Here is a 21,412-nt window from a genome sequence, read left to right as displayed (position 1 = left end):
CGACGCGATGTCCTGGGAAAGCGGGGCGCGAACCCGGTGGCTGCCTCACCGGGCCCGCCAGGATCGCGGCTACTTGACCGGGCCCGTCCAGACCACCGTGTCGTACCGCAGCATCTCCGGCTCCAGCTCCACCTGGATCTCCTGGTCGGCACCGGCCGGCAGGGCGAAGGCGAAGTCGCTGGTGGCCCGCTTGCCCGGGAGCACCTTGCCCCGGAACATCTCGGTCGCCCGGCTCCCGTCGAAGATCGCCCCGGCCTCGGCGCCCTTCGCGTCCTTCGCGACCGGCAGCGCCGTGGTGACGTCGAGGGTCCGGTCGCCGCCGTTGACGATGGTGACGGTGACCTGGACGGCGGTCTGGCCCTTCTCGTACCCGGCGGCGAAGGCGTCGGGCCGGTAGTGGCGGGGCGCGGAGACGGTGACCTTCACCCCGTCGTCGTACGTGTGGGTCTTCCCGAGCGCCAGCACGGCGGGCCCGGTCGGCTCGGGCGTGGGCGTGGGCCCGGTGGCGGTGCCGGGGGTCGCGGACGCCCCGCCGGGCGTGGCGGACGCCTCGATCTGGAGGATCCGGTCGTCGCTCTCGATCGTGTTCACCGCCAGGGCGAGCACGACCAGCCAGGCCGCGGAGACGACGAGGGTCACGGAGCCGAGGACGATGCCCGCGACGGACTGCCCCCGGTCGTTCGTCTCGCCCCGCTTGGCGCGGCCGAGGCCGACGATGCCGAGGACGAGGGCGACGACGCCCATGATCCCGCCGAGCCAGAAGAGGAACGGGACGATCGCGAAGACCAGTCCCACGATGCCGACGACCAGGGCGGCGACCCCGAGCCCCGTACGGGAGGGCGGCGCCTGGAACGGCGGCGGACCCCAGACGGGCGGGCCGGGGGTGTGCGTGGGCGTGGTCATGCGAGTCCTCCGAGCTGGTCAGAAGATCCGACGTTAGACCGCCCGCACAGGGCCTGGCCAGCGGATTCGCCGCCGATACGGCATCGTGACCCACCAGCGCACGGCGTCGAAGCCCCCGGCCGTACCCGACTTCCCACCCCGACGCGCCCCGGGCCGTACCCGGCCGCACCCGGCGGTCGGCCCCGGCCGTCCGCTCCGGCTCCGTACCCCGGTCACGTCCGATTCCCGCCCCGGCCGTACCCGGCCGTCGGCCCCGCCCCCGCCCGCCCCCGCTCGACATGCGGGGCCGACGGGCCCCGCCGATCATGGACCCATGACGACCACTGACGATCCGGCGGATTCGGAGCGGGCCGCCGGGGCCGACCCGGCGGTCCCTCAGGACGACGGCACCACGAGGCAGTTCATCTCCTGGCTGACCCTCGCGTTCATGACCACCGCGTCCGTCGCGAGCCTCCGGCCCTCGCCGACCATGGCCATCTACGGCCTCGCCGCGATCTTCCTCTATCTGCTGCCCGCCGTCGTCTTCCTGCTCCCCACCGCCCTCGTCGGCGCCGAACTGGCCTCCGGCTGGAGCGGCGGCATCTACCGCTGGGTGAGCGAGGCGCTCGGCAAACCGCTCGGCTTCCTCGCGGTCTGGTGCCAGTTCGCCATGACCATCGCGTACTACCCGAGCCTCCTCGCGTACGTCGCCTCCACCTTCGCGTACGTCATCGACCCCTCCCTCGCCGAGAACGGCCCCTACGTCGCGATCGTCATCGTCGTCGTCTACTGGTCCGGGGTCCTGATCTCCTCACGCGGCACCCGGACGATCGCCGGACTCTCCTCCTTCGGCCTGATCATCGGCACCCTCGTCCCCGGGGTGCTCCTCGTCGGCCTCGGCATCGTCTTCCTCGGCCAGGGCAACCCCTCCGCGCAGCCGATGAGCCCCGACCACTGGCTGCCCCCGTGGACCGGCCTCGCGAGCCTGGTCCTCATCGTCAACAACTTCCTGTCCTACGCGGGCATGGAGATGAACGGCGTCCACGTCTCCTCGCTGCGCGACCCCAGGCGCGAGTACCCGAGGTCCATGTTCCTGGCCACCGGCCTGGTCCTGCTGATCTTCATCCTCCCGGCCCTGGCCATCGCCTGGGTCATGCCGTCCGCGCAGCTCAGCCTGACCGCCGGTCTGATGCAGGCGTTCCAGGCGTTCTTCGACCACTTCTCCATCGGCTGGATGACGAAGGTCGTCGGCGTCATGCTGGTCTGCGCGGCCCTCGGCGGAATGCTCACCTGGCTCTCGGGACCCGCCAAGGGCCTCGTCCTGCTCTCCCGGCAGGAGGGCTATCTGCCGCCCTCGCTCCAGAAGTTCAACAAGGACGGCGCACCCCGGAACATCATGGTCGCGCAGGGCGTCGTCACCACCCTGATCGGCGTCCTCTACGCCTTCAGCGACGACGTCTCCAGCGCGTACTGGATGTTCTCCGTCGTCACGGTGCAGATCTACCTCATCGCGTACCTGCTGATGTTCGTCGCCGTGGTCAGGCTCCGCGGGACCCGGCCCGACGTCGAACGGGGCTTCCGCGTGCCCGCCGTCGCCTGGGTCGCGGGCACCGGCTTCGTCGCCTCGGTCGTCGCGCTCGCCATCGGCTTCGTCCCGCCGGAGCAGTTCGGCGACCAGCCGCTCTGGCGCTATCTGCTGATCGTCGGCGGCGGACTGCTGGTCCTCGGCCTGGTGATCCCGGCGGCGCTCCTCAGGTACCGCAAGCCCAGCTGGATCCACCCGGATCACAGGCAACCTTCCGACGCGATCTGACGTCCCACCCGATATGCCCGCAAAGGTCACCCGCGCCGCCGCCGTCCTGCTCGCCCTCGGCGCGCTCGCGTACACCACGTGGGTCGTCGAAGTCGTCGTCCAGACCGGCCTCGACCCGATCCGGACGTACGTCTCCGAGCTGGCGGCCCAGGACCAGCCGCTCGGCGGCCTCTTCCGTGCCACCGACCTCGCGGCCGGCGCCCTCGTCCTGGCGGGCGCGCTCGCGGGCCTCCTCACCACGACCCGGCGGTACGGGTCCGGGGCGGGGGCCGGAACGGCCGCCGTCGGCTCCCCGCCGGAGGCCGCCCCGGCCGCCCTCGGGTCCGCACCCGGGACCGGGGCGGGCCCCGGCGGCCCACCGGCCGGACGCCGACGGCCCTGGGAGGTCGTCGGCTGGGCCGCCCTCGCGCTCTTCGGCGCCGCCACCGTCGCCGACTCCCGCCTCCCGCTCAGCTGCGCCCCGACCGTGGACCCCGCGTGCGCCGCCCGCGAGACCGCCGGGCTCGTGCCCGCCACCCATGCGGCCCATGCCGTCAGCTCCAGTCTGGCCATGACCGGCGCGCTGGTCGCCATAGTCGCCCTGACCGTCGCCGCCCGCCGCCACGGACGTCTGCGGCCCCTCGCCAGGACCGGCCCCGTCCTCGTCGTCCTGGAGTTCGCCGCCACCGCCTGGACCCTCGTCGCCGTCGCCGCCTTCGAGGCGGGGAAGGGCATCTGGTCGCTGGGCGCGGGCCAGCGGCTCCAGGTCCTCCTGGTCGCCGTCTGGATCGGGGTCCTCGCGTACGCGCTGGCCACCGAGGACCGCAGGGAGCGGCCGTGACCTTCGTCAGGATCGCCGGAACCGTCCACCACGTCACCGTCGAGGGCACGGGACCCGTCTGCGTCCTCGCCGCGGGCCTCGGCCTGAGCTGGTTCGACTGGGACCCCGTCGTGCCGCTCCTCGCCCCGCACCGCACCGTCGTCCGCTTCGACCGGCCGGGACACGGCCTCTCCGCCCCCGCCGCCTCGCCGCCCACCGCCGAGGGCGAGGCCGACCGGATCGCCGCCCTCCTCGACGCGCTCGGCCACCCCGGACCCGTCACCGTCGTCGGGCACTCGATCGCCGGGTTCCACGCGGAGGGCTTCGCCCGGCTGCACCCCGACCGGACCGCCGCCCTCGTGCTCGTCGACTCCTCGGTGGAGGAGCGCCCCCGCCCCGCCCGCCTGCCGGGGGCCGTCCCGCGCGCCCTCGGAGCCGTACTCGCCGCCGCCGGTCTCCCCGCCGCCCTCGGCCCCACGCTGCGCCGCGCGGCCGTCCGCCACGACCCGGCCCCCGCCGAGCTGGTCCGCCGGGTCTACCGCACCTCACGGGTCTTCCGGGGCACCCTCCTGGAGAACTCCCGCTACGGAGCCGTCGCCGCCGGACTCGACGCCCTGCGGGCCGCCCACCCGCTCCCGCCCGGCCTGCCCGTCACCGTCCTCGCCGCGCCCGACGGCTCCGCCCGCTGGGAGGCCCGCCAGCGCGCGCTGGCCCGGCGGCTCGGCGCCCGCTACGAGGCGGCCGTGCCGTCGGGCCATCTGGTCATGCGGGACCGCCCGGACGCGGTGGCGGCGGCGGTCCTGCGCACCGGCACACCGGCGGGACCCGACGGACCCGACGGACCGGGCGGACCGGGCGGACCGGGCGGGTCCGGGGCGGGGGAACCGCGCGGGTCCGGTCAGGAAGCCGCGTAGACGCTCGCGCAGAACCCCTTGATCTGCTCGTCCGACAGGTGCTGCGCCAGATCCGCCTCGCTGATCATGCCGATCAGCCGCTTCTCCTCGATCACCGGCAGCCGCCGGATCTGGTGGCCCTGCATCTCCTCCAGGACGGCGCCGACGTCCGCGTCCGCCTCCACCCAGCGCGGGGTGCCCTTCGCCATCTCCCCGCAGGTCACCTTCGCCGGATCGTGTCCCATGGCCACACAGCCGACCACGATGTCCCGGTCGGTGAGGATGCCGCAGAGGCGTTCGTTCTCGTCGGCGATGGGCAGCGCGCCCACGTCCAGGTTCCGCATCAGCTGGGCGGCGCGGTCGAGCGTCTCGTGTGCCGGGATCCACTGGGCCCCGGGGTGCATGATGTCCTTCGCCGTGGTCATGGGGGAGCACCTTTCGTCGGACGCGGTCAGGCGTACGTCCCCGAGCACCCCCATTCTCGGCGCGCGACGGGGCCCCCGCGACCGCAGTGGTCACGGGGGCCCCGTCGTACGCGGACCGGGCGCGGGGCCTCAGGCGCCGCGCTTCCTCAGCATGTCCGCCATCAGCGCCATCTCGGACCGCTGCGCGTCGACCATGCCCTGCGCGAGGTTCCGTTCGACGTCCACCGAGCACTTCTGGACGCAGCCCTCGGCCATGTGGACACCGCCCTTGTGGTGCTCGGTCATCAGCTTCAGGTACAGCACCTCGGCCTCGCGGCCGTCGGCCTTCCGCAGCTCGTCCAGTTGCGCGTCGGTCGCCATCCCGGGCATGAGGGCCCCGTCGAGCGGGCCCGTGTCACCGGAGGCGCCCATGCCCATCCAGGCCATCGGCTCCACGGCGGACTCGGTCTTGGGCAGCCCCCACAGGTCCAGCCAGCCGAGCATCATGCCCCGCTGGTTGGCCTGGGTGTTGGCGATGTCGTACGCGAGACGGCGCACCTCCTCGTTCCGGGTGCGGTCCCGGACGATGAACGACATCTCGACGGCCTGCTGGTGGTGGACGGACATGTCCCGGGCGAACCCGGCGTCCGCCGACAGGGAGGCGGGCGTACGGGGCGCCTCCTCACCGCCCGTGGCGACGGTGACCGCGCCCCCGGCGAAGAGCAGCGCGAGGGCGACGGCGGTGATCGCCGCGCCCTGCGTGCGGTTCAGCCTCACTGGCCCATCCCGGCGCCGCCCAGGCCGTCCTCGCCGACGCCACCGGTGCAGGCGGCACCGGGCTCGGGGGTCTGCGGGCCCTGGACGTACTTGGTGAGGAAGGCGTCGATCCGGGGGTCGCTCGCGCTGTCCACGGTGACCTGCTTGCCCCACGCGGTGAGCATGAGCGCCCCGGTCTGGTCGTCCACCGGGCTGATCATCGTGTACTTGGTCTTGCCGACCTTCTCCTCCAGCTTCTTCACGTCGCCGGGGGAGGCCTTCTTGTTGTACGTCACCCAGACGGCGCCGTGCTCCAGCGAGTGCACCGCGTTCACCTCGGCGATCGTCTTCTTGTAGACGACGCCGTCGCAGTTCGCCCAGACCGGGTGGTGGTCGCCGCCGACCGCGGGCTTCATGTCGTACTTCACGGCCGTCTCGACGTGGTTGCGGCCGAGCTTCTTCGCGTCCCAGGACTTCTCGGCGGCGATCGGCGCCTTCGCGGCGGCGTCCTTGGCGTCCTGCTCGTCGGACTTCTTCATCAGCACGACGGTGCCGAAGCCGACGAGGCCCAGCACGACGACACCGGAGATGCCGATCGTGATCAGTCGGTTGCGGCGCTCGCGGGCCTGCTCGGCGCGGCGCATCTCCTCTATTCGGGCGCGGCGGTCGGCGGTGGCGGAGCGGTTGGCGGCCATGGTGGTGTCGTCCTTCTTCGGGGGCGGGAGGGAGTTCGGTGCGGGACGTGCGGGGCGGGAGCCCGCCGCCGTCACGTCCGGAGAACCTGAAGGACGTGCAGGTCGGGCGCGCGGGCCCGGGCGGCCGTACGCACCGCCCGGCCCCCGTCCACCGACGGCGCGGGGCGCGGCGGCCCGTCCGCCGCGTACGGCGGGGGATCGAGCGGGGGCGCGCTGAGCACCGCGGGGGAGAGGGACGGGAAGAGGGAGCAGCCGCCGCGGTCGTACGGACAGACGTACTCGGCGGCGGCGAAGGCCCCGGCCGGGGCGGTGGCCGGGGCGGTGGCCGCCCGGGAGGCCCGTTCGGCGGGGGTGCCGTGATGGCGTTCCGCGCCCGGTCCCGCGCCCAGACAGAAGAAGAGCGCGGCGAGGAGCGTCGCCACGGCACTCATCAGTGCCACGGGACGCGCGTACCGGGACGGGCGTTCGAGCCGTGGGGCCCCCATGTGCGCAGATCGTAGTGGGCGCGGACGCTCTGTGGGCCGAACGGGGTACCTCTCGGTACCGGAGGGACGACCGAGGGACGACCGAGGGACGGCGGAGGGACGGCGGAGGGGTGACGGCGGGACGGGCGTACGGCACGGGCGCACGGGTGTTCTCCCGTTACCTGAGTCACACCCGAGCGGGCACTATGGGTGTGCAACGTGCGCGAAACCATGTGGTGGGATGCTCAGGTGCCCCCCGACGTTGCCCGAGGCGGTGGGAGCAGGCGGCCTGACCAGCGAGGATGGGTGTGGAAATGGACAAGCAGCAGGAATTCGTGCTCCGTACGCTCGAGGAGCGCGACATCCGCTTCGTACGTCTGTGGTTCACCGACGTGCTCGGTTTCCTCAAGTCGGTCGCCGTGGCACCGGCCGAACTGGAGCAGGCGTTCGACGAGGGCATCGGCTTCGACGGCTCCGCGATCGAGGGCTTCGCCCGGGTCTACGAGTCCGACATGATCGCCAAGCCGGACCCGGGCACCTTCCAGATCCTGCCCTGGCGCGCCGAGGCCCCCGGCACGGCCCGGATGTTCTGCGACATCCTCATGCCGGACGGCTCGCCGTCCTTCGCGGACCCGCGCTACGTCCTGAAGCGGGCCCTCGCCAAGACCTCGGACCTCGGCTTCACCTTCTACACCCACCCCGAGATCGAGTTCTTCCTCCTCAAGGACAAGCCGCTCGACGGCACCCGGCCCACCCCGGCGGACAACTCGGGCTACTTCGACCACACCCCGCAGAACGTCGGCATGGACTTCCGCCGCCAGGCCATCACGATGCTCGAATCGATGGGCATCTCGGTGGAGTTCAGCCACCACGAGGGCGCCCCCGGGCAGCAGGAGATCGACCTCCGCTACGCCGACGCGCTCTCCACCGCCGACAACATCATGACCTTCCGCCTGGTCATGAAGCAGGTCGCGCTGGAGCAGGGCGTCCAGGCCACGTTCATGCCCAAGCCCTTCTCCGACTACCCGGGTTCGGGGATGCACACCCATCTGTCCCTCTTCGAGGGCGACCGGAACGCGTTCTACGAGTCGGGCGCCGAGTACCAGCTCTCCAAGGTGGGCCGCTCGTTCATCGCGGGTCTGCTGCGGCACGCGGGCGAGATCTCCGCCGTCACCAACCAGTGGGTCAACTCGTACAAGCGCATCTGGGGCGGCTCGTCCCGCACGGCGGGCTCGGGCGGCGAGGCCCCCTCGTACATCTGCTGGGGCCACAACAACCGCTCCGCGCTGATCCGCGTCCCCATGTACAAGCCGGGCAAGACCGGTTCGTCCCGCGTGGAGGTCCGCTCCATCGACTCGGGCGCCAACCCGTACCTGACCTACGCGGTCCTCCTCGCGGCGGGCCTCAAGGGCATCGAGGAGGGGTACGAACTCCCGCCGGGCGCCGACGACGACGTCTGGGCCCTCTCCGACGCGGAGCGCCGGGCGATGGGCATCGAACCGCTCCCGCAGAACCTGGGCGAGGCGATCTCCCTGATGGAGCGGAGCGAACTCGTCGCGGAGACCCTCGGCGAACACGTCTTCGACTTCTTCCTCCGCAACAAGAAGCAGGAGTGGGAGGAGTACCGCTCCGAGGTGACCGCCTTCGAACTGCGGAAGAACCTGCCGGTGCTGTAGCGGTTCCGCCGGGGGGCCGAGGGGCGCGGAAACCGCGTTGCCCCCCGGCCCCTGGGCCGTTCACACTGCGTCGGTGAAGAACGAGAGCGTCACCACCGCACGGCTCCTGCTGGACCCGTTGAGCGTCGCCGAGGCCGAGCGGATCGTCACCCGGACCGCCGGGGACGGGGACCTGTGGGCCGAGGCATACCCCGGGGACGGCGACGTACGCTCGTGCACCGGGTTCCTGCGGGGGGTCGCCGAGCGCGGCGACCCGGGGGCGTTCCGGCCGTACGCGATACGGCTCCGGGACGGCGGGGAGACCGTCGGCGGGATCGGGTTCCACGGGCCGCCCGACGCACTGGGCGTCGTCACCGTCGGATACGGGCTGGTCCCGGGCGCGCGCGGCCGGGGCTACGCCTCCGAGGCCCTGCGCGGGCTCGTCGGTGTCGCCCGCCGGGCCGGTGCCTCCGGGGTGAAGGGCGACGCCGACCTCGACAACGTGGCCTCGCACCGGGTCATGGAGGCCGCGGGCCTCCTCCGGGTCGCGGAGACCGACGGACTGAGCCACCACTACCTGGCGCTCTGACGACCGGGCTCCCGGCCGTCGCTAGCGCTCCGACAGTTCCGCCGGGACCTCCTGGACCACCCAGCTGTTGCCGTCCGGGTCCTCGAAGGACAGGAACGAGTTCCAGGTGTCGCCCCTGCCCTCCTCCCAGCCCGTCGCGCCCACGTGCAGCACCGGGGACACCTCGACGCCCCGGTCGGCGAGTTCGGCCCGTGCCGCCTCGATGTCCGTGACGCAGAGCTGGAGGCCGCTCAGCGCGCCCGGGGCCATCTCCGCCGCCCGGGGCATCCTCGGCATCCCGGTCTGCATCGAGATGGAGCACCGCGAGCCCGGCGGGGTCGCCTGGATGACGCGAAGGCCCGGTGCCACCTCCCTGTCCACGTCGATGGTGAAGCCGCACTTCTCGGCGTAGAACTTCTTGGCGCGGTCCAGGTCGGCGACCGGGACGGTGACGACTTCCAGGGTCCAGTTCATGGGGGGTCTCCTCAGCGACGCCGACGGCTCTGCCCGTACGGCTGCGCCCCGGGCGGAGCCGTACGCCGGACGCGGCGCGGCCGTGGACACCGGGGCCGTACCACCATCCCCCAGGACCGCCCCGTCCCGCACTTCGGGCCGCAACGCGCGCTCGCACCCCACTACGCGCGCCCCCACGCGCGCTGCCGGGCGCCCCCGCCTCCAGGTCCCGCCCCGCTCCCGCCCCGGGTCCTACGGCGCGGCACTCGTCGGTCCCGCCGGGGTCCAGTGCAGCCGGCCGTCCAGACCGATCGCCGCGACCCCGTCCGGGCCCGCGTCCGGCGCCCCCGAGAACAGGAACCGCTCCAGCGTCCACACCGGGCCCGAACTCGTCCTGCCGTGCGGGGCCGTCGCCAGGAAACCGGTCCTCGACCGGACGGCGAGGACGCCGTCACCGCCGCTCACCGGGCCGAAGCCCGCGACCCCGCCGGGCAGCTCGGTGAACGGGGACACCGGGGCCGCGCCCGAGAAGTCGGCGCTGCGCAGATCACCGGAGGACGGCTTGCGGAACCAGAGCCGTACGCCCTCGCCGTCCGGTGCCGGGCTCGCGCTCAGGGCGAGCGTCGTCGCCGGGAGCCCGGTCCTGACCGGGCCCTTCAGCGGGGCGCCGGGCTCCGGCCGGGCCCAGACCAGGACCGTGCGGGGGGTGCTGGCGAAGACATAGCTCCGGCCCTCGCCGTCCGTCGCCGCGACCGGGTCGCCGTACACGTCGGTGCCGCCGAGCACCGCCCACGGCCCCCAGCCGCCGTCCGCGCGCTGCTCGCGCGCGGTCAGCCGGTGGTGGCTGTCCCGCAGCAGTACGGTCGCGAGACCCGCGCCGTCCACGGTCACGGCGGGCGCGCTGATGTCCGAGGTGCCGCTCGCGTCGTCCCGTTCGGGGGTGCCGAGCGAGCGCCACGGGCCGAACGGGCCGCCCGGGGACGTCTGCGCGGTGGTCACGACCTCCCGGCGGTAGCCGCCGGAGCCCGTCCCGGTGAGCCCGGTCTGCGTCGTCCGGGTGCCGTAGACCTCGATCCGGCCGTCGGGCAGCGCCACCGAGGTGACCCCGCTGTCCATTCCGCCGCCGGGCAGCAGCGTCGGGCCGAGCCAGCCGCCGCGCGCGGGCATCCGCCAGGCCGCGAGCTGACCGTCGAGCACGGAGAAGGCGTTCAGCCCGCCCCTCCCGTCGCGCTGCACCCAGGAGGTGGAGGTACCCCGGGCGTAGCGCACGGTCTGCGCCCAGCCGCGTCCGGCGGGCCGGGCGGCCACCTTCAGGTCCCCGCAGCCCGCGATCGTGCCGCAGTCCCGCACGCCGTCCAGCCAGGCGTACGTCTTGAGGGTCTTCAGCTTCGCCCCGGCCGTCTCGGGGTCGAGGGTGTGCGGCAGGGCGCTGGTGGGGTAGCCCAGGTAGTTCTGCACGCCGACGCGCGGACGTCCGGGCAGATCCGCGTACCGGGCCAGCGCCGCCTGAGCGAACCGGGCCCCGTACAGATGGTCCTGGTGGTCCTTCGCCCGGCCCGTCTTCGGGTCCGTGCCCGGCGTCGGGTCCTGCATCCGGACGAAGGTCGGCCGGAACCGGTCGAGCAGCCCGGTGATCGTCGCCACGACCTGCTCCTTGGTGTACGTGAAGTCCGCCGCGACCGGCGTCCCGGCGGACCGCTGGGACTCCAGCGTCCCGATCCGGCCGTGCCAGAGGCCGTTCAGGCTGTGCGGGCGGTCGCCGGTGGTCGAACCGGCCTCGCGGAGCTGCACCCACACCAGCCCGATCCGGGGCAGGGCGCGCAGGGTGTCCAGCTCGGCGGCGCCGCCGCCCGCCGTGGGGATCGAGACCCGGTCCCAGGGGCTGGTCCGGTCGCCGGTCGCCATCTCGGCGTACGCGGCCCGGATGCCGTTCTGCCGGGCCTCGGCGTAGCCCGCCTTGTCGGGCGTGGTCGCGGCGACGTCCCGGGGGCGCGCGTTGACCCCGTCGGACTCGCCCGCGGTGAGGTACACGGAGGTCAGCGGGTTGCCGGAGCGCAACGACTGGGAGGTGTCCGGGTTCATGAAGAACAGGTCGTCGTCGGGGTGCGCCACGATCTGGAGGACGGAGGTGCCGCCCTTCCCGGGCTGCTTCGGCGTCACGGTCCAGGGGCCCGTCGCCCGCGCCGGGAGGTCCCTCGTGCCCGTGCCCGTGCCGGTCGTCCGGGCCCCCGGGCCCTTCGCCTCCGGTGCCGCGTGCGCCGACGGCGTCCTCGACGCGCCCGTCACCGAGAGCAGTCCGGCGAAGGCGCCCCCCGCCAGGACGGCCGTCACGACGACGGACACGGTCCCGAGGCGGGACGGGAGGGGGCGGCGGCGGAGTCGTACGGGCATGGTCGATGGCGCTTTCGACGGGGACCGGGGTCGGACGGGGGGCGCCGGTCGGGCGGTCAGGAGGCGGTTCGGCGGGGTACGGAGCCGAGGGGCCGGGTCTTCGGATCGGTCGGGCTTCGGGCGGACGGAGGCTTCCGCCCGAAGCAAGACGAACTTTCAAGAGATACGGTTCATCCGACACGAAAAGCCACCTTTGTGCCGGACGTCACGCGTGACGCGCTGTGACCCCCACCCCTGACCCGTACGGGCCCGCCTCCTCGCCGTGCCGAGCCCCGCCGGACCGGGCCCTGGCCCGGTGGGAGCCCACTCCTTGATGTGCCGTGGGCCCCGGGGTGGCGCGGTGCGGTCCTCCTCCGCGAAGTGCGCCCCGCCGGGCGGCGGTGCGGCCCGGCGGTGGAGCGGTGCGGGCCCGGCCGTGGTGTGCCGCCCGGCCGGTGCGTGCCCCGCCCCTGGCGTGCAGCGCGCCCCGGTGGTGGTGCGGTGCGGCCCACCGGCCCCTGACACCCCGGGCTTTCCTCCCCGACCCTCCCCGACCTCCCGTGGGGGCCCGTGCGGTGACACGCCGTGAGTGTCGTCCGTGGCCTGCCACGGGGCCATTCGTGTCAGCGCCGGGCGTCCGCGCGGGAGCCGCGCTCCGGGGTCCGGCCCGGCGCCGGGCGTCCACGTGGGGCCGCGCCCAGGGGCCTGGCCGCGAAGCCCGCCCCCGAGCCCCGGCCGCGATGCCCCGCCCGCGAAGCCCGCCCCCGCCGCCCCGGGACCCCCTCCCGGGCCCGCCGCCCCCGGCCGTACCGAGCCACCCCGACCCACCCCCACCCACCCCGTGACGCGCTGTGAAGCCACGGCCCGCGCCCTCCGGCGGTCCGCTCCGGATAGGCTCGCTCCACCCCGGCGCCACCCCGGGGCGGACCTGCTCGGAGGGAGCGGCGGAATGACGGTTCCGGGACGCAGGAGCAGCACGTTCTCACGGCTGCTGCGGCACGGGTTCACCGACCCGTCCGGGGCCGAACGGCTCCTGGACGTGCCCGAGCTGTCCGCGCTGCGCGGCGACTCCGTCCTCCTCGACGCGCTCGGCGCCACCGCCGACCCCGACCTCGCCCTGCGCGGTCTGGTCCGGCTGGTCGAGGCGCAGCCGGAGACCGAACGGCAGACCTTCACGGCCACCCTGCTCTCCGCGAAGCCGTTCCGCGACCGGCTCCTCGGGGTGCTCGGCGCCTCCGAGGCGCTCGGCGACCATCTGGCCCGGCACCCGCGCGACTGGGAGTCGCTGGTCACCTACGAGGCGGCCGACCTGCACCCCGGGGTCCCCGAGTTCGAGCGCGAGCTGGCGGCGGCCGACGACCCGGTGGCCCTGCGGATCGCCTACCGCCGCTGCCTCCTCGCCATAGCGGCCCGGGACGTGTGCGGCACCACCGACGTGTCGGAGACCGCCGCCGAGCTGGCCGACCTGGCGACGGCGACCCTGCGCGCGGCCCTCGCCATCGCCCGTACCGCCGCGCCCGCCGACGCCGCCCAGTGCCGCCTCGCGGTGATCGCGATGGGCAAGTGCGGCGGCCACGAGCTGAACTACGTCTCCGACGTGGACGTGATCTTCGTCGGGGAGCCGGTCGAGGGCGCCGACGAGGGCAAGGCGGTCCAGGCCGCGACCCGGCTCGCCGCGCACCTGATGCGCATCTGCTCGGAGACCACCGTCGAGGGCACCATCTGGCCGGTCGACGCCAATCTCCGCCCCGAGGGCCGCAACGGCCCCCTCGTCCGTACGCTCTCCTCCCATCTGGCGTACTACCAGCGCTGGGCGAAGACCTGGGAGTTCCAGGCCCTCCTGAAGGCGCGCCCGGTGGCGGGCGACCCGGAGCTGGGCACCCAGTACATCGACGCCGTCTCCCCGCTCGTCTGGCACGCCGCCGAGCGGGAGAACTTCGTCACCGACGTGCAGCGGATGCGCCGCCGGGTCGTCGACAACATCCCGGCCGCCCAGGTCGACCGGGAGCTGAAGCTGGGCCCCGGCGGCCTGCGGGACGTCGAGTTCGCCGTCCAGATGCTCCAGCTGGTGCACGGCCGCAGCGACCCGAGCCTGCACAGCGGCACCACCCTCGACGCGCTGGCCGCCCTCGCCGCCGGGGGGTACGTGGGCCGGGCCGACGCCTCCCAGCTCGACGAGGCGTACCGCTTCCTGCGGGCCATGGAGCACCGCATCCAGCTGTACCGGCTGCGCCGCACCCACCTCGTCCCCGAGGACGAGGCCGATCTGCGGCGGCTTGGCCGCTCGATGGGACTGCGCACCGACCCGGTCGCCGAGCTGAACAAGGAGTGGAAGCGGCACGCGGCCGTCGTCCGGCGGCTGCACGAGAAGCTCTTCTACCGTCCGCTGCTCGACGCGGTCGCCCAGCTCGCCCCCGGCGAGATCCGGCTCAGCCCGAAGGCGGCCGGACAGCGCCTCGAAGCGCTGGGGTACGCGGACCCGGCCGCCGCCCTGCGGCACCTGGAGGCGCTGTCCTCCGGGGTGAGCAGGAAGGCCGCGATCCAGCGGACGCTGCTGCCGGTGCTGCTGGGCTGGTTCGCGGACTCGGCCGACCCGGACTCCGGGCTCCTCGGCTTCCGCAAGATCTCCGACGCCCTCGGCAAGACCCCCTGGTACCTGCGGCTGCTGCGCGACGAGGGCGCCGCCGCCGAGAACCTGGCCCGGGTGCTGTCCGCCGGACGGTTCGCCCCCGACCTGCTGCTGCGCGCCCCCGAGGCGGTCGCGCTGCTCGGCGACCCGGGCGGTCTGAAGCCGCGCGGCCGGGAGCACCTGGAGCAGGAGGTCCTGGCCGCGGTGGGCCGCGCGGACGACGCCGAGCAGGCCGTCGCGGCGGCGCGCGGGGTGCGGCGGCGGGAGCTGTTCCGGACCGCCGCGGCCGACCTCATCGGCTCGTACGGCACGGAGGAGAGCCCCCGGGAGTCCGATCCCGGGGCGCTGGTGGACCGGGTGGGCGAGGCCGTCACCGATCTGAACGCGGCGACGATCGCGGGCGCGCTGCGGGCCGCCGTGCGCGCCGAGTGGGGCGACGAGCTGCCGACCCGGTTCGCGGTCATCGGCATGGGCCGCTTCGGCGGGCACGAGCTGGCGTACGGCTCCGACGCGGACGTCCTGTTCGTGCACGAGCCCCGCGAGGGCGTCGACGAGCAGGAGGCGGCGCGGGCCGCGAACCGGGTGGTCGCGGAGATGCGCCGGCTGCTCCAGCTGCCCACCGCCGATCCGCCGCTGCTGATCGACGCGGACCTCAGGCCGGAGGGCAAGAGCGGCCCCCTGGTCCGCACCCTGAAGTCGTACGCGGCCTACTACCAGCGCTGGTCGCTGGTCTGGGAGAGCCAGGCGCTGCTGCGCGCCGAGCCGATGGCCGGTGACCGGGAGCTCGGGGAGCGGTTCGTCGAGCTGGTCGACCCGCTGCGCTATCCGGCGGAGGGCCTCGGCGAGGACGCGATCCGCGAGATCCGGCGGCTGAAGGCCCGGATGGAGTCGGAGCGGCTGCCGCGCGGCGCCGACCCGACGCTCCACGCCAAGCTGGGGCGCGGGGGGCTCAGCGACGTCGAGTGGACGGTCCAGCTGCTGCAGATGCGGCACGGCTGGGCGGAGCCGGGGCTGCGGACGACCCGTACCCGGCGGGCGCTGGCCGCCGCGCACGCGGCCGGGCTGATCCCGACCGAGGAGGCGGGGACCCTGGACGAGGCGTGGGTGCTGGCGAGCCGGGTCCGCAACGCGGTGATGCTGGTGCGCGGCCGGGCCGGGGACACCTTCCCCACGGCTCCGAGGGAGCTGGCGGCGGTGGGCCGTTACCTGGGGTACGAGGCCGGGCACGTGGGGGAGATGGTCGACGACTACCGGCGGATCACCCGCCGGGCGAGGGCCGTCGTCGAGGAGCTGTTCTACGGGGCGTGACGCCGGGGGCCACGGGTCCGGCGTCCGGGCGACGCCCGGACGCCGTTCCCCGCCCGCCGTCCCCCGGATGCCGGGCCGGGGGTCCGAGGGGGCTGGTCCCCGTACGGGTCAGCGCCCGGAGGCGACCGAGGAGCCGGACTTCTCCGGCGTGCCGAGAGCCTCTTCCGCGCCGTCCGTACGCGCCGGGGCGGGCCCGCCGCGCGCCACCGGGCCCGCCGGGGGTTCCACCAGCTTGGGCAGGCGGTGCGGCCGGGAGCCGTACCAGCAGTAGGAGACGAGGAAGCCGAAGGCCAGGCAGACCATGCCGCCGACCGCGTCCAGCCAGAAGTGGTTGGCGGTGGCGACGATGACGACCAGGGTGGCCGTCGGGTAGAGCAGGCCGAGGATCTTCGCCCAGGGCGCCTTGGCGAGCAGGAAGATCGTGACGCCGCACCAGAGGGACCAGCCGATGTGCATCGACGGCATCGCCGCGTACTGGTTCGACACCTGCTTGAGGTTGCCCGAGGCCATCGACCCCCAGGTGTGGTGGACCAGGACGGTGTCGATGAAGTCCTGGCCGTTCATGAGCCGGGGCGGCGCGAGCGGGTACAGGTAGTAACCGACCAGGGCCACCCCGGTGGTGGCGAACAGGACGGTGCGGAACGCCGCGTAACGGCCCGGCTGCCACCGGTACAGCCACACCAGCACACCGATCGTCACGATGAAGTGCAGGGTGGCGTAGTAGTAGTTCATCGACACGATCAGCCATGTCACCGAGTTCACGGCGTGGTTGACGGTGTGCTCGAAGGCCAGGCCGAGGGACTCCTCGGCCTGCCAGATCCAGTCCGCGTTCTTCAGCGCCTGGGCCTTCTGCTCCGGCACCGCGTTGCGGATCAGGGAGTAGACCCAGTAGCTCACCGCGATGAGCAGGATCTCGAACCAGATCGTGGGGCGCCGGGGCACCCGCGCGCGCAGGCGCGCCAGCCGCCCGTCGCCCACCATGGATGGCGACGGGGTCGTCCGGTCGTCCACACTCTTCACGGTCGCTTCACCCATAGGGAGAGAGTTTGCCAGATCCCTTCCCCCCGACCGATCATCCCCCGGACGGGTTCGGGGCGCACCCGGGTCCGTCTCAGGAAGGAGGCCTGGAGGATGACGGGGCCGACGCGGTCGAGCCGCGCACGACCAGCTCGGGCATGAAGACGAACTCGGAGTGCGGGGTCGGGGTGCCCCCGACCTCCTCCAGGAGCGCCCGGACCGCGGCCTGCCCCATCGCCTGCACCGGCTGCCGGATGGTGGTCAGCGGCGGATCGGTGAACGCTATGAGGGGGGAGTCGTCGAAGCCGACGACCGAGACGTCCCTCGGCACGTCGAGCCCCTGCTGCCGGGCCGCGCGGATCGCGCCGAGCGCCATCATGTCGCTGGCGCACACGACCGCCGTGCAGCCCCGGGAGATCAGCGCCCCGGCGGCGGCCTGACCGCCCTCCAGGGTGTACAAGGAGTGCTGGATCAGTTCCTCGGACTCCTCGGGGGAGAGGCCGAACCGCTCCGTCATGCCCTGCTGGAAGCCCTCGATCTTGCGGAGCACCGGCACGAACCGCTTGGGCCCGACGGCCAGCCCGATCCGGGTGTGGCCGAGCGACGCCAGATGCGTCACCGCGAGCCGCATCGCGGCCCGGTCGTCGGGGGAGACGAAGGGCGCCCGCACCTTGGGGGAGAAGCCGTTGAGCAGGACGTACGGGACGCCCTTGCCGCGCAGCTGGTCGTAGCGGGTCATGTCGGCGGTGGTGTCCGCGTGCAGCCCGGAGACGAAGATGATCCCGGCGACGCCCCGCTCCACCAGCATGTCGGTGAGTTCGTCCTCGGTGGACCCGCCGGGGGTCTGGGTGGCGAGGACCGGGGTGTACCCCTGCCGGGTCAGGGCCTGCCCGATGACCTGCGCGAGCGCGGGGAAGATCGGGTTGTCGAGTTCGGGGGTGATGAGGCCGACGAGCCCCGCGCTGCGCTGCCGCAGCCGGACGGGACGCTCGTAGCCGAGCACGTCGAGCGCGGCGAGGACGGATTCGCGGGTGGCGGTGGCCACACCGGGCTTGCCGTTGAGCACGCGGCTGACTGTGGCCTCACTGACCCCCGCCTGGGCTGCGATGTCGGAGAGCCGCGCGGTCATGTGGATGGACTGTACCGGTCACCGCGCGTATTGCCCACCGGACAGCTGGTGCAAGCCACTCCGCAAGCTCTTGCAGTTCTTGCGGGGCGCCCGCACGGGGCGAGAGGCGCGCATAAGTGGCCGGAACGCACCTGGAACCCCGCTCCCAACTGCTGTCAAGCGATGCGACGGCAACCTTAGGGACACGTGGATGTAACGATCGACGGTCCTTGCAGAAAATTCTCGCAAGGTCTTTCGGCTCGTTTTCATCCCTGTTACGTTCCTGGCAACCCGGAGCGCCGCAAGGGAGCGGTCGCATGAGGAAGGTTCCGGCCCCTCGTCTCCCGGGATCAGTTGAAGGAGTTCACATGCGGCGTGGCATAGCGGCCACCGCGCTGGTCGCGGCCCTCGGCGTGACCCTGGCGGCGTGCGGGAGCGACAGCGGTTCGAACGGCGGCGGCTCCAAGGGATCGGGCGAGCTCTCCGGCACCGTGACCTGGTGGGACACCTCCACGGTCGGCTCCGAGGACAAGGTCTTCAAGAAGGTCGCCGAGGACTTCGGGAAGAAGCACCCCAAGGTCACCGTCAAGTACGTGAACGTCCCGTTCGGCGAGGCGCAGAACAAGTTCAAGAACGCCGCGCAGTCCGGCTCCGGCGCTCCCGACGTCATCCGCTCCGAGGTCGCCTGGACCCCCGAGTTCGCCGACCTCGGCTACCTCGCCCCGCTCGACGGCACCCCGGCCCTCAAGGGCGCCGACGACTTCCTGGAGCAGGCCGCGGCCTCGACGAAGTACAACGGCAAGACGTACGCCGTCCCGCAGGTCATCGACTCCATGGGCATCTTCTACAACAAGAAGATCCTCAAGGACGCGGGCGTCGCGGTCCCCAAGAGCATCGACGAGCTCAAGACCGTCTCCGCGAAGATCAAGGAGAAGACCGGCAAGACCGGTCTGTACCTGCGCGGCGACGACCCGTACTGGTTCCTCTCCTTCCTGTACGGCGAGGGCGGCGACCTGGTCGACGCCGGACAGAAGAAGATCGTCATCGACGACGAGAAGGGCGTGAAGGCGCTCGCGACCGTCAAGGACCTCGTCGACTCGAAGGCCGCGATCACCGACGCGACCAACGGCTGGGACAACATGCAGTCGTCCTTCAAGGACGGCAAGGTCGCCATGATGATCAACGGCCCGTGGGCCGTCGCCGACACCTACGCGGGCAAGGAGTTCGCCGACAAGGCGAACCTCGGCATCGCCCCGGTCCCGGCCGGATCGGCCGGACAGGGCGCCCCGCAGGGCGGCCACAACCTCGCCGTCTACGCGGGCTCCAAGAACCTCGACGCCTCCTACGCCTTCGCCGAGTACATGACCTCGGCCGAGACCCAGGCCACGGTCGCCAAGGAGCTGAGCCTCCTCCCGACCCGCCAGTCCGTCTACATCAAGCCGGACGTCGCGACCAACGAGATGATCACCTTCTTCAAGCCCGTCGTGGACAAGGCCGTCCAGCGCCCGTGGATCCCCGAGGGCGGCAGCCTCTTCGAGCCGGTCAAGGTCGAGTACACCAAGGTGCTCACCGGCCAGACCACCCCGGAGGCCGGTGCCAAGGCGATCGGTGACTCCTACCGCAAGCTCCTGAAGGACTGGAAGTAAGAAAGAAGGCAGGCCGGCTCATGGCTGTGGACACTCCCAGCCAGTCGGTGGCGAAGGCCGCGGGCGACAGCGTCGCCCGCGGCCGGAGCCGCGGAACTGGCACGCCGCGCCGCGCGGCGAAGCGCTCCTTCTCCACCTACTGGTACGCCTGGGCGATGGTCCTGCCGGTGGTGGTCGTACTCGGCGTGATCATCGGCTATCCGCTGGTCCGTGGCGTCTATCTGTCGTTCACCGACGCCAACGAGCGGAACGTGGCGCGGTCGATCGGCGTCAACGAGATCCCGGCCACCTACGAGTTCGTCGGCCTGGACAACTACACCGAAGCGCTCACCGGGAACCAGTTCCTCGGCACGCTGCTCTGGACGGTCGTCTGGACCGTCTCCTGCGTGGCGGTCACCTTCGCCCTGGGCCTGGCCCTCGCCAACGTCCTCAACCGCAGGATCGCGGGCCGCTCCGTCTACCGGATGCTGCTGATCCTGCCCTGGGCCGTCCCCGGCTTCGTCTCCGTCTTCGCCTGGCGCTTCCTCTACGACGAGCGCCGCGGAATGCTCAACCAGATCCTCACGGGCGGCGGCCTCGACGGCGTCCCGTGGCTCAACGACCCGACCTGGGCCAAGTTCTCCGTCATCCTCGTGAACGTCTGGCTCGGCGTCCCGTTCATGATGGTCGCCCTCCTCGGCGGGCTCCAGTCCATCCCCGGCGAGCTGTACGAGGCCGCCGAGATGGACGGCGCGAACGCCTGGCAGCGCTTCCGCAACATCACGATGCCCGGCCTCAGCACGGTGTCGACCACGGTGATCCTGCTCTCCACCATCTGGACCTTCAACATGTTCCCGGTGATCTTCCTGCTCACCCGGGGCGGGCCCGGCGAGGCCACCCAGATCCTCGTCACCCAGGCGTACAAGTTCTCCTTCGAGATCAGCCCGCGCGACTTCGCGCAGTCCTCGACCTGGGGCGTCCTGATCCTGGTCCTCCTGATGGTCTTCGCCGCGATCTACCGGCGCGTCCTCCGCAAGCAGGGAGAAGTCTGGTGACCACCACGACCCCCACCCCCACGAGCCGCACCGCCCGGACCGTGGCCGCCCCGGCCGTGAACACCCCCGTACGAGGCCGCCGTTCGCCGCTGGCCTCGGCCGGACTGCACCTCACCCTGATCATCGCCTCGGTGATCGCCGTCTTCCCGGTGCTGTGGGTCCTGCTGACCTCGCTGAAGCCCGCGAAGTACGCGACGACCTCGGACTTCGTCAAGGAGACGACGTTCGAGAACTACACGAACCTGCTGCGGGACACCCCGTTCCTCACCTGGTTCGGCAACTCGCTCCTCGTCGCCGGTCTCACCACGGTCATCGGCGTCTTCATCGCCGCCACCACGGGATACGCCGTCAGCCGCTTCCGCTTCCCCGGCAAGCGCGGTCTGATGTGGACCCTGCTCATCACCCAGATGTTCCCGGTCGCCGTCCTCATCGTGCCGATCTACAACATCATGGCGGCGATGGGCCTGCTCAACCGGCCGGTCGGCCTGGTCGTCACGTACCTGACCATCGCCGTCCCGTTCTGCGCGTGGATGATGAAGGGCTTCTTCGACAGCATCCCGCGCGAGATCGACGAGTCCGGCCACGTCGACGGCCTCACCCCGTTCGGCACGTTCTGGCGGCTGATCCTGCCGCTCGCCAAGCCCGGCATCGCGGTCACCGCCTTCTACTCCTTCATCACCGCCTGGGGCGAGGTCGCCTACGCCTCCGCCTTCATGGTCGGCGACGAGAACCTCACCCTGGCCGGCGGACTGCAGAAGTTCGTCAACCAGTACGGCGCCCAGTGGGGCCCGATGTCCGCGGCCTCCGTGCTCATCGCCATCCCCGCCGCCCTGGTGTTCCTCTTCGCCCAGCGGCACCTGGTCACCGGCATGTCCGCCGGTGCCGTCAAGGGCTGACGGCCCGATCACGCCTTCCGTA

The 21,412-nt window shown here is 72.7% G+C and carries 18 protein-coding genes; 9 read left to right on the top strand and 9 right to left on the bottom strand.

Annotated elements, in window-relative coordinates:
- Nucleotides 1-69: 69 nt before the first annotated feature.
- Nucleotides 70-903 carry a DUF4190 domain-containing protein gene (locus tag ACFXGN_RS09305; protein ID WP_384855552.1) on the bottom strand — a complete coding sequence of 278 codons (834 nt, stop codon included), beginning with the start codon at nucleotides 901-903 and terminating at the stop codon, nucleotides 70-72.
- Nucleotides 904-1,216: 313 nt separating this feature from the next.
- Between ACFXGN_RS09305 and ACFXGN_RS09300 the strand changes: the two genes are divergently transcribed.
- The 3 genes from ACFXGN_RS09300 to ACFXGN_RS09290 are packed head-to-tail and all read left to right on the top strand — an operon-like array spanning nucleotide 1,217 to nucleotide 4,408.
- Nucleotides 1,217-2,695: an APC family permease gene (locus tag ACFXGN_RS09300; protein WP_384855549.1), complete on the top strand. Its 1,479-nt coding sequence runs from the start codon at nucleotides 1,217-1,219 to the stop codon at nucleotides 2,693-2,695.
- A gap of 13 nt (nucleotides 2,696-2,708) precedes the next feature.
- Nucleotides 2,709-3,515 carry a DUF998 domain-containing protein gene (locus ACFXGN_RS09295; protein ID WP_384855546.1) on the top strand — a complete coding sequence of 269 codons (807 nt, stop codon included), beginning with the start codon at nucleotides 2,709-2,711 and terminating at the stop codon, nucleotides 3,513-3,515.
- Nucleotides 3,512-4,408, top strand: coding sequence for an alpha/beta fold hydrolase (locus ACFXGN_RS09290; protein ID WP_384855543.1), 897 nt, complete (start codon nucleotides 3,512-3,514; stop codon nucleotides 4,406-4,408). The genes ACFXGN_RS09295 and ACFXGN_RS09290 overlap by 4 nt, the downstream gene beginning before the upstream one ends.
- Here the strand turns inward: ACFXGN_RS09290 and ACFXGN_RS09285 are convergent.
- The 4 genes from ACFXGN_RS09285 to ACFXGN_RS09270 form a co-directional block, all read right to left on the bottom strand.
- Entirely contained in the window at nucleotides 4,393-4,812 is a 420-nt protein-coding gene (locus ACFXGN_RS09285; protein WP_384855540.1) for a CBS domain-containing protein, read from the bottom strand. The genes ACFXGN_RS09290 and ACFXGN_RS09285 overlap by 16 nt on opposite strands.
- Nucleotides 4,813-4,941: 129 nt before the next feature.
- Nucleotides 4,942-5,562, bottom strand: a complete 621-nt coding sequence (locus ACFXGN_RS09280) for a DUF305 domain-containing protein (RefSeq protein WP_384855925.1) — start codon at nucleotides 5,560-5,562, stop codon at nucleotides 4,942-4,944.
- 2 nt (nucleotides 5,563-5,564) lie between these two features.
- Entirely contained in the window at nucleotides 5,565-6,242 is a 678-nt protein-coding gene (locus ACFXGN_RS09275; RefSeq protein WP_384855537.1) for a DUF3105 domain-containing protein, read from the bottom strand.
- Between the two features lie 71 nt (nucleotides 6,243-6,313).
- Entirely contained in the window at nucleotides 6,314-6,673 is a 360-nt protein-coding gene (locus ACFXGN_RS09270) for a hypothetical protein (RefSeq protein WP_384855923.1), read from the bottom strand.
- Nucleotides 6,674-7,020: 347 nt separating this feature from the next.
- Here ACFXGN_RS09270 and ACFXGN_RS09265 point away from each other — a divergent pair, with 347 nt between their 5' ends.
- Together ACFXGN_RS09265 and ACFXGN_RS09260 are read left to right on the top strand one after the other, a co-directional pair.
- Nucleotides 7,021-8,382 carry a glutamine synthetase family protein gene (locus tag ACFXGN_RS09265; RefSeq protein WP_384855535.1) on the top strand — a complete coding sequence of 454 codons (1,362 nt, stop codon included), beginning with the start codon at nucleotides 7,021-7,023 and terminating at the stop codon, nucleotides 8,380-8,382.
- A gap of 73 nt (nucleotides 8,383-8,455) precedes the next feature.
- Nucleotides 8,456-8,950 carry a GNAT family N-acetyltransferase gene (locus ACFXGN_RS09260; RefSeq protein ID WP_384855532.1) on the top strand — a complete coding sequence of 165 codons (495 nt, stop codon included), beginning with the start codon at nucleotides 8,456-8,458 and terminating at the stop codon, nucleotides 8,948-8,950.
- A 21-nt stretch (nucleotides 8,951-8,971) separates the two neighbouring features.
- On the opposite strand, the gene ACFXGN_RS09255 is transcribed toward ACFXGN_RS09260, so the two are convergent.
- Together ACFXGN_RS09255 and ACFXGN_RS09250 are read right to left on the bottom strand one after the other, a co-directional pair.
- Entirely contained in the window at nucleotides 8,972-9,403 is a 432-nt protein-coding gene (locus ACFXGN_RS09255) for a VOC family protein (protein ID WP_384855530.1), read from the bottom strand.
- 231 nt (nucleotides 9,404-9,634) lie between these two features.
- Nucleotides 9,635-11,773: a PIG-L family deacetylase gene (locus ACFXGN_RS09250; protein WP_384855527.1), complete on the bottom strand. Its 2,139-nt coding sequence runs from the start codon at nucleotides 11,771-11,773 to the stop codon at nucleotides 9,635-9,637.
- A gap of 928 nt (nucleotides 11,774-12,701) precedes the next feature.
- Here ACFXGN_RS09250 and ACFXGN_RS09245 point away from each other — a divergent pair.
- On the top strand, nucleotides 12,702-15,689 hold the full coding sequence (locus ACFXGN_RS09245) for a bifunctional [glutamine synthetase] adenylyltransferase/[glutamine synthetase]-adenylyl-L-tyrosine phosphorylase (RefSeq protein ID WP_384855524.1): 2,988 nt from the start codon (nucleotides 12,702-12,704) through the stop codon (nucleotides 15,687-15,689).
- A gap of 108 nt (nucleotides 15,690-15,797) precedes the next feature.
- On the opposite strand, the gene ACFXGN_RS09240 is transcribed toward ACFXGN_RS09245, so the two are convergent.
- Together ACFXGN_RS09240 and ACFXGN_RS09235 are read right to left on the bottom strand one after the other, a co-directional pair.
- Nucleotides 15,798-16,724: a phosphatase PAP2 family protein gene (locus ACFXGN_RS09240; protein ID WP_384855521.1), complete on the bottom strand. Its 927-nt coding sequence runs from the start codon at nucleotides 16,722-16,724 to the stop codon at nucleotides 15,798-15,800.
- Between the two features lie 76 nt (nucleotides 16,725-16,800).
- Nucleotides 16,801-17,835, bottom strand: coding sequence for a LacI family DNA-binding transcriptional regulator (locus ACFXGN_RS09235; protein ID WP_384855518.1), 1,035 nt, complete (start codon nucleotides 17,833-17,835; stop codon nucleotides 16,801-16,803).
- Between the two features lie 347 nt (nucleotides 17,836-18,182).
- On the opposite strand from ACFXGN_RS09235, the gene ACFXGN_RS09230 reads away from it, so the two are divergent.
- The 3 genes from ACFXGN_RS09230 to ACFXGN_RS09220 are packed head-to-tail and all read left to right on the top strand — an operon-like array spanning nucleotide 18,183 to nucleotide 21,390.
- Nucleotides 18,183-19,460, top strand: a complete 1,278-nt coding sequence (locus ACFXGN_RS09230) for an extracellular solute-binding protein (RefSeq protein ID WP_384855516.1) — start codon at nucleotides 18,183-18,185, stop codon at nucleotides 19,458-19,460.
- Nucleotides 19,461-19,480: 20 nt separating this feature from the next.
- The gene (locus tag ACFXGN_RS09225; RefSeq protein WP_384855513.1) at nucleotides 19,481-20,494 is read left to right on the top strand and encodes a carbohydrate ABC transporter permease; all 1,014 of its coding nucleotides are present in this window, start codon (nucleotides 19,481-19,483) and stop codon (nucleotides 20,492-20,494) included.
- On the top strand, nucleotides 20,488-21,390 hold the full coding sequence (locus ACFXGN_RS09220; protein ID WP_384855920.1) for a sugar ABC transporter permease: 903 nt from the start codon (nucleotides 20,488-20,490) through the stop codon (nucleotides 21,388-21,390). The genes ACFXGN_RS09225 and ACFXGN_RS09220 overlap by 7 nt, the downstream gene beginning before the upstream one ends.
- Nucleotides 21,391-21,412: the final 22 nt, after the last annotated feature.

Source organism: Streptomyces sp. NPDC059247 (assembly GCF_042754005.1).
Taxonomy (GTDB): Bacteria; Actinomycetota; Actinomycetes; order Streptomycetales; family Streptomycetaceae; genus Streptomyces.
The sequence above is the reverse complement of the archived record's forward strand: the minus strand, read 5'-3'. Positions and strand labels throughout refer to the sequence as shown.